Annotated in this window: 12 protein-coding genes and 1 pseudogene; 8 read left to right on the forward strand and 5 right to left on the reverse strand. The window is 34.8% G+C overall.

Annotation, left to right across the window (positions count from 1 at the left end):
- Positions 1-21 precede the first annotated feature (21 nt).
- Positions 22-2,631, forward strand: coding sequence for a hypothetical protein (locus F1Z66_RS06650; RefSeq protein WP_159357332.1), 2,610 nt, complete (start codon positions 22-24; stop codon positions 2,629-2,631).
- Positions 2,632-2,940: 309 nt separating this feature from the next.
- Positions 2,941-3,471: a ferritin gene (locus F1Z66_RS06655; protein ID WP_149862829.1), complete on the forward strand. Its 531-nt coding sequence runs from the start codon at positions 2,941-2,943 to the stop codon at positions 3,469-3,471.
- 100 nt (positions 3,472-3,571) lie between these two features.
- On the opposite strand, the gene F1Z66_RS06660 is transcribed toward F1Z66_RS06655, so the two are convergent.
- From F1Z66_RS06660 to F1Z66_RS06670, 3 genes are all read right to left on the reverse strand, one after another.
- Entirely contained in the window at positions 3,572-3,904 is a 333-nt protein-coding gene (locus F1Z66_RS06660) for a hypothetical protein (RefSeq protein WP_149862830.1), read from the reverse strand.
- A gap of 83 nt (positions 3,905-3,987) precedes the next feature.
- The gene (locus F1Z66_RS16410) at positions 3,988-4,572 is read right to left on the reverse strand and encodes a M43 family zinc metalloprotease (protein WP_159357331.1); all 585 of its coding nucleotides are present in this window, start codon (positions 4,570-4,572) and stop codon (positions 3,988-3,990) included.
- 290 nt (positions 4,573-4,862) lie between these two features.
- Positions 4,863-5,066: a hypothetical protein gene (locus F1Z66_RS06670; RefSeq protein ID WP_149862832.1), complete on the reverse strand. Its 204-nt coding sequence runs from the start codon at positions 5,064-5,066 to the stop codon at positions 4,863-4,865.
- Between the two features lie 826 nt (positions 5,067-5,892).
- Between F1Z66_RS06670 and F1Z66_RS06675 the strand changes: the two genes are divergently transcribed.
- The 6 genes and pseudogenes from F1Z66_RS06675 to F1Z66_RS16415 all read left to right on the forward strand — a co-directional run.
- Entirely contained in the window at positions 5,893-6,870 is a 978-nt protein-coding gene (locus F1Z66_RS06675; protein ID WP_149862833.1) for a M28 family metallopeptidase, read from the forward strand.
- A gap of 167 nt (positions 6,871-7,037) precedes the next feature.
- Positions 7,038-8,051: a M4 family metallopeptidase gene (locus F1Z66_RS06680; RefSeq protein WP_159357330.1), complete on the forward strand. Its 1,014-nt coding sequence runs from the start codon at positions 7,038-7,040 to the stop codon at positions 8,049-8,051.
- Positions 8,052-8,109: 58 nt separating this feature from the next.
- Complete coding sequence (locus tag F1Z66_RS06685; protein WP_149862835.1) at positions 8,110-8,409, forward strand: protealysin inhibitor emfourin; 300 nt, start codon at positions 8,110-8,112, stop codon at positions 8,407-8,409.
- Positions 8,410-8,944: 535 nt separating this feature from the next.
- The gene (locus tag F1Z66_RS06690; protein WP_195907497.1) at positions 8,945-9,538 is read left to right on the forward strand and encodes a hypothetical protein; all 594 of its coding nucleotides are present in this window, start codon (positions 8,945-8,947) and stop codon (positions 9,536-9,538) included.
- 114 nt (positions 9,539-9,652) lie between these two features.
- The gene (locus F1Z66_RS15825) at positions 9,653-9,844 is read left to right on the forward strand and encodes a hypothetical protein (RefSeq protein WP_159357329.1); all 192 of its coding nucleotides are present in this window, start codon (positions 9,653-9,655) and stop codon (positions 9,842-9,844) included.
- 371 nt (positions 9,845-10,215) lie between these two features.
- A pseudogene (locus tag F1Z66_RS16415) lies at positions 10,216-10,901 on the forward strand (DUF899 domain-containing protein); the annotation flags it as partial.
- A 161-nt stretch (positions 10,902-11,062) separates the two neighbouring features.
- Here the strand turns inward: F1Z66_RS16415 and F1Z66_RS06700 are convergent.
- Entirely contained in the window at positions 11,063-11,473 is a 411-nt protein-coding gene (locus F1Z66_RS06700) for a hypothetical protein (RefSeq protein WP_149862837.1), read from the reverse strand.
- Between the two features lie 205 nt (positions 11,474-11,678).
- Entirely contained in the window at positions 11,679-11,888 is a 210-nt protein-coding gene (locus tag F1Z66_RS06705; protein WP_159357328.1) for a hypothetical protein, read from the reverse strand.
- Positions 11,889-13,509: the final 1,621 nt, after the last annotated feature.

Genomic DNA, 13,509 nt, shown 5'->3' on the forward strand with positions numbered 1-13,509 from the left:
AGCAATACTGGAAGTTTTTTCGTGTTAAAAATAAAAAAACCTGCTTTATGTGACTACAAAATGGTAACAAACTTACCTCTCATTCTTGCTGGTCCAATTCTTAGGCGAGTTGAAAGTAATAGAGTATGTGTTTGGATTGCTACTAGTAAAAAAGTAGATATTACAATAGATATTTTGCAATGCCCAAATATTACTAATACTAGTAATGTCAGTGACAGCAATACTAACAACAACAACAATAACAAAGAAATTATTGAAATACCTTTTCATAAAAACAAACCGAATCCTGACTCCCTTAGTAATGACAGAAAGGCTACCCTAAATGGTATAGGGACTGGGAAAAATACGTTCGTGCAACTTGGAGACTGTCTTTTTATAAACATATTGGATGCAGTACCCACACTTGAGACTAAAACAAGAACTGACACAGATGCTGGAGTCATATTTCCAGAAGATGAACTTTTATTCTATGACCTTGAATTTGAAGTTGAAAGTGAACAGTCTCACAAAAAATATTCACTAGGTGATTTGGGACTATTGGATGGTCCAAACAGTATATCATATGCATCCAAAAATCAAGATATTGATTCCAAATTGGGTGACTCAACTACTTTGGAACATGTGCCTTTCTATTGCAATGTCAATTTACCTGGTTTTTTCATCCCAAGCAAAACTGCTAATTCAAAATTGAATTTTTTATATGGGTCATGTAGAAAGTTACATGGCGATGAAGAAGACAACTTTATAATTGCAGACAGTATATTGACTGAAAACTTTTTTGATTTGCACAAAAGACCAAGTGCGTTATTCTTAATTGGTGATCAAATATATGCTGACAATGTAGCAGGTCCGTTAATAAACCACATAACTAATTTGTCTAAAAAAATAATGGGTTGGGACGAAAGAATAGATGGATTGGACCATCCGATAAGCAGTTTCAAAATAGGACAACGAGAATCCAAAGTGAAGGATCTGACTCAGTTTTCTTCCGATGACATGGACAACCATCTCCTAGGAATGGGGGAATTTGCTGCTATGTACCTGACAACATGGAATCATGAGATTTGGCCCAATGAATTTAAAATGATTCAAAAAGATGATGCTTTTTTTGATACAAAGGACGTCGAAAAATACGAACTTGAATTGATGCACTTGTATCAGAGCCGAAATGCCTTAAAAAGCATTAGAAGACTGCTTGCAAACATTCCAACTTACATGATTTGCGATGATCACGAAATAACAGATGACTGGAACATAAATCGAAAATGGTATCAATCAGTATTAAACAGTAAAGCAGGAAATCAAGTTATCGTAAACGGCTTGGTCGCTTATTGGGCTTTTCAAGCTTGGGGAAATGAACCCATGGCCTTTGATAATGATTTTAAAAATCTCATACAAACATATCTAAAACGAAGACGTAATCAAAGTTTAGGTTTGGAGAATCAACAGAATGGATTCAATTTTAGCAAAGACCTTATAGATAAAAATAGTCTTGGTATGAATTCAATAAAGAAATTGGAACAGCAGATTCTTGATTTAAAGAAATGGACTTTTGTGGCTCCCACATATCCGTTGAGTCTATTTTTGGATTGTAGGACCCAAAGAAAATTTGTAGATGAAGAAGGGCCTCCTTTACTATTAAGTGAACAAGCTCTAGTTACTGCGAAAGATGGATTATTCACCAAAGGTTATAAATATGGTGACCCTTTGATTATAGTTTCTCCTACACCGGTTCTGGGTTTTGAGCTTGCGGAGAGCATTCAGCGTTTCCTAACTGCTATATCAGGTTCTTACAAATGGGATTTGGAAACTTGGCGGGCAAATGAAGATGGGTTTGTTAAACTCTTGACCTTTATACAAGATAATTTCAATCCCTCTTTCTGCGTCTTTCTTTCCGGTGATGTCCATTATGCCTTTACAATGAAAGGGGAAATAGTAAAATATGATTTGGTAACACGAAAGGCAAACTTTGGAGCATCTAGAACTGATTCTGTTGCTGATGTGCATCGAGAGTTAAACCAGGTCGACCCTGCTCCAATTTCAGAGTACAAGAATTTAGTAGGTGAAAAAATACTTTCTAGGTTGCAATTGGTCCAATTGACCAGTAGTCCCTTTAAGAGTACTAGTACTGAAAATAGGTTTGTTGCGATACTAATTTTGAACTTGGTTCACATGATGATTATCGCTACACGAAGGATGTTGATTAATAGATGTAAATTTGATTATAAGAGGTATTATCAGTGGCAATTTAATAAATTTGTACAGACAACAGATGTAAAAAAAATAACGGCTCATTCTCGCTTAAAAAAACCTGGCTGGCTTAGACCTAAATATTACTCTGAACATAACAGAAACCATCAAAATTTGTTCAGTAATTTTGCTACTATTTTTAAGACTTTACGCATTAGATCCTTTGTCCAAAGAAAAAGCACTGTTATTCCAACTGCACCGCATATTAAAGAGGCCCGATTGCTCATGCCTTCGAACTGTTTTCTATCTTCACCCGTGTTATCCAGCAACAATATGGGACAAGTTTCTTTGGATTATAGAAAAAAAATGGTGAGACATACTTTGCTTTATCTGAGCGGAGGTAAAATAAAGAACAAAAAAATTGATGTTGAATTTAATTGATCTATTTCCAAAATAAGTGGGATAGATTTTACTTAGTTTCCTTCCTTCCTTGTCTTATCATTAAATATATTGGTCATGGAAATTGCATGATAAAATATTGGCTTTATATAATGATAAACGAGGTTAAATTCATTTTCTTGATGGTTTTTATTTCAAAAGTTTCATGCAGTCGTTCTTAATCTAGACCTAAAACAGAATAACATTTTTGCTTTATCATTGCAATCCATGCTGGTAGTAGAGCCCCTATCAAGAAATGAGTTAGAGTCCATAAACAAAAAATATAGATACTAAGGGAGACAAACACTGTTTATGCATTTATCTTCTGAAATGATCGAAGCAATTAATGAGCAAATTTCCTATGAAGCATCATCATCAAACGCCTATATAGCTATAGGTTCATGGTGCGAGAGAACAGGGTATGATGGAAGTTCTGCCTTTTTCTATGAGCAGGCCAAAGAAGAAACTACTCACATGCTTAAATTTATTCATTATCTTAACAATGCAGGTTCAGAAGCGATAATACCTGCGATAGATAAACCAATTGGGAATTTTGAATCACTCGAGGCTGCATTTAGGTTCGGACTGGAAAGTGAGCAAAAAGTATCAAAGACCATTTATGACCTAGTGGATTTGTCCAGCAAACAAAAAGACTACTCAACTTATTCTTTCTTACAATGGTTTGTGACTGAACAAACAGAAGAGGAAATTCTCTTTCAGACGATCCTACAGAAATTCGATTTAATAGGCAGGGATAAACTCGCTGTTTACCAAATTGATCAATCACTGTCTGCTATTCGATCCCAAGTGGTAAGTAAGCAACAACTACTTGGCCAGCAGTAGTATTCTTATTCAAGAAACTCATCTTTCTAACCAACTTATTTTATTTTATTTATATTAAATAACAACACCAAATAATCGCATCAAGATTCCGTTGTGTGTTTTATCTTTGTACCTTTACAGTTAGCATGTCTTCAGTCAAACTGATTATTTTTATTATCATTAATTTTGGACTCTTGGAATTTTCCAGCATAACCTTGATAATATCTGGATTTTCAAGGGTAAAATTACCTTCAGAATAAACGGGTCTGTCATCTGGCCCAACTTCTTGGATTATTACATGACCATTTTTTTTAAATTCCATGATCCTTTTGCCCCTAGTAATGGGTATCTCGGCTTCTGACGATCGAAAAGTCATCTCTTCACTATCTGGAATATTTTTGTCGGCAGCAAATACCCACCTTTTAACGAGTTTATGTAGAATCTCAGACTCCATGATTACTTTCTGATTATACTTGGTTAAAAGTGATTAAAATAAAAAAAGGTATTGTATATCTACAAAAGCCGGGAAGAACCAAACTATAAAATCTCTTCAACTGAAATCTTTTTGTCTCCTCCGCTAAAGACTTCGGAAGGTAGTAACATAACCTTTGATAACTGTTCTTCTTCAATAGGACAGATCAAAACATCTGACTGGAGTAATGATGACCTAGAAGTATTTAGAGTTGCATGCATTCTAACAGATTGACCAACTGTAAACATGTACATGGAATCATCATCGGTGTAGTCCATATAGTTCATCCACATGGTCCCATGTTCTCCTGTATCATTGCACCTTTGCGTATTATCGGGAAAAGATGGCTTTCCTGTATTTTCGAATCGTTGGTTGGGGGTATCAACTACATTATCAGTTCCGCTGCATGGATCTTCCATCATTCCTTCATCTCCCCACAAATGATAACAGTTAAGATAATGTCCTATTTCATGAGTGGCTGTTCTTCCCAAATTAAAATTGTTTCCAAATGGACTGTTGGGGGATAATACTGAGCCCCTATCACCAAAGACCCAATGACTAATCGCGACTCCATCCGTAGAAGGGGGTCCGGCTGGAAACTGCGCATACCCTAATAGTCCACTTCTAAGATTGCATGTCCATAAATTCAAGTACCTGGTGGTATCCCACGCGTCTCTGCCACCCTCAGAAGTAAACTTTATTGGTTCGGGGTCATTAGGATTCTGCGGGATATCAAATACCGTCCTATTTGTTTTTGTTCGGGTTATCCCTCTGGTAGGTTTTCCCTCTGGGTCCTTGCAGGCAAGTTTGAACTCGATTCGGGTGTCTGCTGCTAAATTTCTCCACGGTTCAGGTACCTTTACAATATCTTCATTAGTTCTTCTAAAATCTTTGTTTAGTCGATTGATCTGGCTAAGAATCTGTTCTTCTGATATGTTTTCTATTTCGTTATATACACCACGTGAACGACCACAGGTATTGTCATAATTGTAGATCTGCTAATGCTTCGCGCAGAACGACCTGTAAATTGTAAAATGTTCTTTTCATCAGATTCTCTGTTCTTTCTATATCGTTCACCGTTTTTTTCTAAATTTCTCTTGTGTAGTAAGGTGGTACCGCACAATCCGCGACCCTGTTCACTCAATTAGATATACCTCCTATATTTGGATATTTCATGTTCCTATCAATTTCAATAAAAACCATTGTATTAAAATTTATTGTAACTCAAATTAATGAAGGGGATTTTTCTTTTAATTGGAAGTTTCTCAAGAAAATTATCGATTGCGGGAAAATTATACAAGATGATCAGATTCCAGAGAAATATCTCTTCCATTTTGATACTGACAAATATTAATTTAAATTGATTCAATTTAATTTAACACTTTAGCTTTTATACCTTACAGTTTCATTTTCATTTTGCTTTTGAATTTTGTTATATGTAGTTAAGATTTCATTCACAGTTCAAAAGTTGTCTCTACCCATGGCAAGTCCAATGCACACTAAGTATCCAGTTGTGTTGGATTGGCTAAAAAAATTCATAAATTAAATCAATATTTGTCCAATGTTTGTAATAAAAAAATGAAATTGTATTTCCCATCCCAATCCCTTTTATTAGAATATGAATGTAGTGCATTTTTATTAATGTAATTAATTAGTGGTGATGCAAACCCTATAGGTGTTACAAAAACTTTATGTTTGACCTGATCTATTTTCTATTATTGTTATCTTTTGATGTATCACATTAATTTTTTTATTATTGTGATACTCTGGCACCATAAGTCAATCTACTACATGGTAAATCTGGACTTGTAAGTTATGTAATTAGGATAAATTAAGTAGTAGTTCAAATTAATGGGCTTCCTTATTTTCTCTGTCAAATTACAAATAATTTTCTAAATTGTGTTTGACTAGAACAGATTTTGCAAATTTTTGTAAAATTCTTTAAATATGGCTGACAATGGATTTAAAATATGTGTATCTCTCATATAGAAAGGTATGGTCCTCCAGATAAGACCAAAAGTCCAAGAACTCTTCAGAGCCAGGATCTTTCTGATCTTAGAGCGAAAAAAGCACGTATAGCTACTGATGCAGCGGTACAGACTGTTTTAAACCTAGTGTCAGTCAATAATCTGGAAAAATCAATTCTGGAATTGTCAAATTTTCATAATAGACATAGCAAATCTGTCTACATCCACGAAGTAGCAGATTGGATTCAAAGACAGCTTTTGGATATCGGATTCAATGACGTCAGCTTTCATGATTACAATGAAGATGGATTTGATCTTAAGAATGTCATTTGCAACAAGGGCGTGGAAACTGAGGAAGGATGCATACTTTTGACTGCGCATTATGACACCGTGTTAAGTAAGGATCCTGATGACGTCACCAGCAGAATGCCTGGTGCAAATGATAACGCCTCAGGTGTTTCTGCACTTTTGGAGATCGCTAGGGTTCTTTCGGGTATTCCATTACAAAGAAGGGTCAAGTTCGCCTTTTTTTCAGGCGAAGAACAGGGACTATGGGGTTCTACTCATTATGCTCATCATATCAAGGAGAGTGGAGAAAAGATCCATGTTGTTGTAAACATGGACATGTGTGGAGAGACCGGGTTTTTGGCAAATGATAATCTGTCGTATATTGATATAGATAACGGGGAAACCGGAACTGTTGACTCTAATAATATTCCGTCAAAGAATTTTGGTTTAAAGATGCAGGGCTTGGCTGAAGTATATGCCCAAATCGATACTATATTTGATCCCATTGATGCCAGTGACTACATGCCGTTTGAATCTCGAGGATATGTCTGCATCGGAGCTTATGATGGATCTGCCATTTCAGAAAATCCTCATTATCATGATAGTTCCGACGTAATTTCAAACCTTAACATGAACTTTCTCAATGAAGTTACCAAAATGGTTTTGGCATTTGTGTTGAGTGAGACAAAGTAACTTTTCTGCCTCTTTTATTCTCTAACCCAATTTACTGGTTTCTTGACCAAATGTTACCACTATCTTATTTAAATTTAGTTAGTATTGGGCATAATTGACAATCTATCAATATTTTTATATTAGTGCCTTGCCTTAACTATATGAAATATCCTATTTTGTGTCAGATCATGCCTCCAGATTTGCTCAAGCAGTTACTGGGTCAAGTTCCTGAAGAAGAGAAAAATATAGTGCTGAGGACAATAATTATTGACAGCAAAATGCGTGAGAGGAGGGCTATAATGGGTTCAATGTCCTCGATGTTCCCACTTGCAGGCGAAAAAAGTATTTGCATTTTTGATTCACATAACACAAAGGATGTTAGATCTTCTACTAAAGTGCGGTGCTTAAACGATGATAAAGCAGATGATCTCTCTGCCAATGAGGCCTTCCACGGGTTAGACGTTACCTATAATTTTTATGAGAATATTTTTGGAAGGAAATCTATCGACAACAATAACATGTCCATAAAAGGATACGTACACTGGGGAGACAAGTATATGAATGCGTTTTGGGATGGAGCTAAGATGTGTTACGGTGACGGCGATCCAAATCTTGGAATAAAAAGCTTTACCGCTTCGATCGACGTTATGGGACATGAGTTGACCCATGGGGTAACACAATATGAATCTGGACTTGAGTACTGGTGTGATGAATCTCATCACCCGGGTGCTCTAAATGAGAGCATATCGGATGTCTTTGGATCTCTTATAAAACAATATGCCCTTAATCAGACTGCCGAACAGGCCGACTGGTTGATAGGACAAATCTTTACTGATCCAAATCTGGCCCTACGTAATATGAGAGAGCCAGGAACAGCGCGACCAAATGATCCCCAGCCAGCGCATATGCGAGATTATGTTAATCTTCCTAATGATGAGGATCACGACAATGGTGGAGTGCACATCAACTCTAGTATCCCCAACAAGGCGTTTTGTTTGGCAGCTATTGATATAGGGGGCTATGCCTGGGAAAAGGCTGGGCAGATTTGGTACAAAGCGTTGCATGGAGATATTCCCACCGACTGTGATTTTCATACATTCGCCCAATTAACGCTAGAAACTTCAAAGTTGCTGTTTGGCAATGAAAGCAGGGAGCATCGGGCTGTTAGAAAAGGGTGGGAGGCCGTAGGGATAAGGATTTAGGCTCTCAAATTGGTTAAAAATAAAATATAAAAAATAGTCAAAGGATCATTTTGTATTTATGAAAATTTATTTTTCTACCAGCGGAGGTCTAATGGGCATTTTAAATAATCACGTTATGATTGATTCTGATACATTTTCTGAAAAAGAAAAATACCAGTTTGAAAACTTGATAAGACATTCTGATTTCTTTAACTTACAATCTGATAGACCTCCAACACATGGTGCCGCTGATTATATCAATTATTCAATTTCAATTGAAGATGGCAAGCAAAAGCACACTGTAAAAACAAATGATGTTACTATGTCATCCCAATTAGAACCTGTTATTCGTTTCCTTCAAAACAAAATCAGAAAATAAACACCTTATGATAGATTGGTAAGGTAAATTTTGACTACCCCATAGTATGTATTAAAGTGAAGGCATTATGTAAAAATATTTTTTAAAGTACAGAGGTCAAAAACTAGATTAATATATTAGTAGAAATTCAATGAAATAAGTCGTATTTCTAAATTCTGAAAAAGTAAATCTTTGGGACGTAGAAATCTGTGTCAAAAGTATGATCAAACATTCCATTTAGAACAAGATGGTAACTATTATTTCATCTCAGATTTTATCAGGAGACCATGTAATAATCTACACCACAAGACTTTCAGAATTTTAATGCATCTTCTCCTCAAGAGAGGAGTTATTATGTTGTCAGAATTATACAAAGAGAAAACATTGATATCTGATTATGACAAAAAATTATATTATCTACTCTAGTGAGTGACTCAGAGTCACTCATACTTATATAGTATGAATACTAAAAGTAATTGTGCAGAATTATTATGAATGCAATTCATGCAATTACAAATCAACGAGGAAAACTAATGCGAATAGACATATCAAATTGGTGCACAAAGGAAATGCTCATGCATTTAACTTTAAAACTGGTCAAGCTTCATCAACACATTCAGATAAAACCCTAACTCAAAGAACGAAAGCTGACATGTCTGTGGATGATGCCCTTTTCGTCCAATCCATTGGGAAAATGATGGAACCTTTTGAAAGTCTAGAAAGTTTATCGGCAGTACTTCCACCTAATATTAAAAATTATTATTTGTCACAAATTCTTCAAATCTCACTCTTGACCAATGATCCCGCAGCATTCATCAACGAACAGGTTAAGCAAAACAGATCTTACTTTTTTCTAAGAAAACTTGCGACGTACCTTTCTAACACTGGTCCTCTTTCTGTCTCTAAAGCAGAAAATTTCATTAGAGTTGCAATCATATCTTGTTATCATTCAAAAAAGGCAATGGGAACCAATCAAACCATCAAGGCATCTTTAGATTCAAAGGATATGAACTCGGAATTGTCCAATGCTGTCGCTGCTAGTTTATTTGACAAGGAGAAAGCAAAGGGGATTGTACGCCAAATTCTGGCTACTGATCCAGAAAACAAGATAGGAAAAACAATCATGAATTATATCGATTCAAACCATTAGATTCTATAAAATCTTTTCAAAGAAAATATTTAGTGTATAACGTCTTTCTAAATCTTAAAAAGTAGACTAGGGAGAATGGATATTCAAATTCTATAATATTTTTTTTGATGTTGAATGATTAATGTGTTTAAGAATATTATGCATATGTTTGTCGATCATTACTATAGAACTGATTTGAAAGAATTAATAACAAAGAGAATTAGTTCTGTTTTGGATAAGTTAAGAAATGAACATACTCCATATGTGATGGATTTGATTTTAATTCTTAACAAGCCACAATCGCTGTTTAAAAAGGAAATGAGATAGGTACTTTCATTCTGTTGCTTGACTTTGATGTGTGAAATCATTTGCTTTAATATGGCCTAACTTTATTAAGAACTGACTGTCCCGTAAATTTCTAAATGTAATAACCCACCTTGAAATTTCTATTACCAACAAAAAAATTTCTTTCATGAATAATGCATATTTTTGGTGGTAACAGGGTGGCACAAATAGATTTCCATCTTATCAGAACCAGTTAAAATGAATTGAATTTAATTAGTTATGCATTACCCCCATACAAATTATATACTTTGTTTTTATCTGCAGTTTATGAAAATCTAACTGGTTAACGCATCAACTAGAATTACATTTCATGAAAATCTGCTTTTTAGATGTCGATAAAAAGGGGAGAAACAATGACTGAACACAGGATAGGAACAGGGGAAGAGTGGCTTGCAGCCATACTGGAGTTACTTAAGGCCGAGAAGGAGTTGACCCGGCGCAGTGACGAGCTGGCTCAATGGCGTTAAAAACTTCCATGGGTTAAAATTGACAAGGAGTATAGTTTTGAGACTGACAAGGGCATGACTGCTTTAACTGATCTCTTTGGAGGGTGCTCACAAATTCTCGTTTATCATTTTATGTTTGGTCCAGAGTATTGGGGAGATTGTCCAGCATGTTCTGCAATTGCCGATGGTTTCAATGGCTTCACCGTTCATTTAGAGAATCACGATGTCTCAATGGTTGCAGTCTGACGTGTCCGACTCTCAACACTTTTGGCCTATAAACACCATATGGGTTGGACTTTCCATTGGGTTCGTCATGGGATAGTGACTTTAACTACTACTTCAATACGTCATTTACTGAATAACAACAACGCTCAGCCCGAGTCGACTACAATTACCAAAAAATCAACTTGATTTCAAACTCGGAGTCAGGTTCAAATACTTTTGCAGCTATGAGTGGCACTGATTTACTAACATATAGACGTGAACTATCGGGTAAGCGCCTTCATTTTCTCTGATGGTGTTATTTATCACACATATTTTGCATATTCTCGAGGCCTTGATGCTCTCTGGAGGGATTGTATCAGTGGCTCGACTAGGTACTTAATAGACGCAATGAAAACGATATATGATTTAAGAAACATGATGAATACACAAGATCCTAAATAATACTCATCATCCAAACTGGAATTTTTAATAAAGAGGATAAGATCGTTACTAGATCCTTTATTTAGGGAATTGACCTGTCTGAATTGTATTACATTAGCTTGTATCCACTGCATACAAACGAATTACTTTGTAAATCATGTTTTCCATCCAAAATACAAACTAAACCATTCATCCAAGCGAGTTCTTTAACATCTATGAAAAAAGTCCTCAACACATAGAACTTTTCATTTTTACTCACATCTTTTCCAATAAAAGATATTTCTTGTCCCTTAGCAGTAGTAAATATCCCATACCAGTTCGAAATTGATATTCCATTTTTAAATATTTTTGAATTTCCTTGTCCCTTAGCATTGCCGCTTGGAAAGGGGTCTAATCCTGTAATCTTACCCGTCCAACTACTTTCCCTTTCTACTATTCCTTTTTCCTTATCCTCTGATGTTATTTTACTATCTTCTGGTTTATCCACTTCTTCAAATAGTTTGTTTTCTGTTGCGATCATTCATTCATATTCAGATTTTAAGGATTATTAAGAATATTGTTACCAACCCCTCCCCCCCTAAGAACATATAAATAATCCATTGGCTAGACAATATCGGCATAATTTCTATCTTTTTTAATTTCTTTGAACTTTTAAAGTTGCTTTAGGGTTATAGTTTTTTTATCAAACATTGTTCAAGCCATTGACCATTGCTATTTTCGAACATTTAATTACTTTTAGCAAGAAACTCTATTTCATACCTTCTTTGTAAAATCATTACTAGTTTTGCGTAAAGAATTTCCAGTCTGCTACTGCTCCACAAATCAATAGGGTCAGAATGTAAACCAAGTATTTCTACTTTTTTGCCTCCTTTTACAATCTTAACCCCAAGGTCTCTAATAGTGTATTCATCATTCGCAGGTAATTTACCCAGCAAACTCTTGCACTCGTTAACCAAATACTCGTGTTGAGTGTTATTGACAATATGACCCTTTAACACGTTTTCTATAGTAATGACAAAAATATTTACAGATTAAATATCATTAATAGATAAGAATGTTAGTGTAGATTTGCTAGGATTACGGCCTGGGCGAGTTGTAATTTAATTGGATGTTTATAATACCGCAATTTAACTAGAGTTATTGTCAGGAACTATATCATGCTATCGATAGTAAAACTATCTAATCCTCTTGCTGCGTCTTAAACTATTTCTATATCGGCATATCTTTTAAGCATCATCTTTTGACACCATGGATGGATTAGAAAAATTCTCACTTACCTTTGTGAATGACAGGCATCCGAAGCATTTTTCAAATCTGCTTTTTAGTATATTGAATCATTATCGAATAAGGTTCTAAAATCAGGAACTGAAGTAAGGATATTTTTTTAAAAGAGTGTGTTACTACATCTATCAAAACAACTAATAAAATTAGTATTTCATGGTCTTATAATATGATATTTGCTCTATATTTTTTTAAGTTCTCATAATGATTTCTTTACTATTCATAACAAATGAAAGATAGAGTGTTCTTAAACTTAACTTTATTTGATCTTCAGGAAGATGGGTTAAATATGCGTACCTTTAGAATGTCATAACATGCCAAAGAATTATTACTAAGGCTACATTCTCGTTACCAGCATTTACATTGGTTTATAAAGTATTACTTTTAAAGCCATTTACCACGCCTTAACATAGCTAGTTTTACATTATGTGTAAATAATATAATTTCGACCTTGTTGACTCACAGAAATATGAGGATACTAAAACATGAGTATTGAAAATATACCCTCGAGCATTGATGCCTTGTTACTTCTCAAATAGAAATTATCTATTTATTTTCTGCTGACTTTGACCATGGCAATAATTTTAAAATATTTGAAATCTAAAAATAGTAAAAGATTTAAAATTAAAGCATTTGATCTATTATTAAATACTTTAATGTTAGTTTTAACAAACTACAAGACAAATACCATTGATTTGTAGTGGCACAGGTGATAAAGGAACACCTTGATCTCTGTTAACAACCTTTTTATCGGCTTGTTTTCAATAGTCGTTTAAAATGATCATAGCTTTAATAGTTTGTTTTTTCTAAAATCGTACATTCAGGCGAGAAAATGCACCATGGACGAACAAAAAAAGCCAACAGCATTCGGCTCCTAGGGATGACAAATAATTGATAAGTTAATGGGGACTGCAACTCTTCGTTATTCATATACCCTTCATCCCTGGGTTCTCTTTGGACTTCGCTCGCAACTATGTTGATTACTCTTTAAACATCATGTTAAATTATCTCTGGTGTTCAGAAATAAAATTAATCATTCATCCGATCGGCTCTGGGATTTTTTATGTAAAAATATTTCAAAAATGGATTAGTTATGGTATTCTAAAAAGAAGAAAATTTTGTAGAGCCGCAATTTCGCAAGTCACCTTCTGATTTTGTTATTTGTTGATATTCCATTACTTTCTTGGTAAAGGACAAAATAACAGTAAGAGACGAGTCAATTGTCTGTACTTTGCTATTTCAGAGAAATTAAATAGGTGAACAAGCTATTTAATA

This window comes from Candidatus Nitrosocosmicus agrestis (genome assembly GCF_008389435.1).
GTDB lineage: Archaea > Thermoproteota > Nitrososphaeria > Nitrososphaerales > Nitrososphaeraceae > Nitrosocosmicus > Nitrosocosmicus agrestis.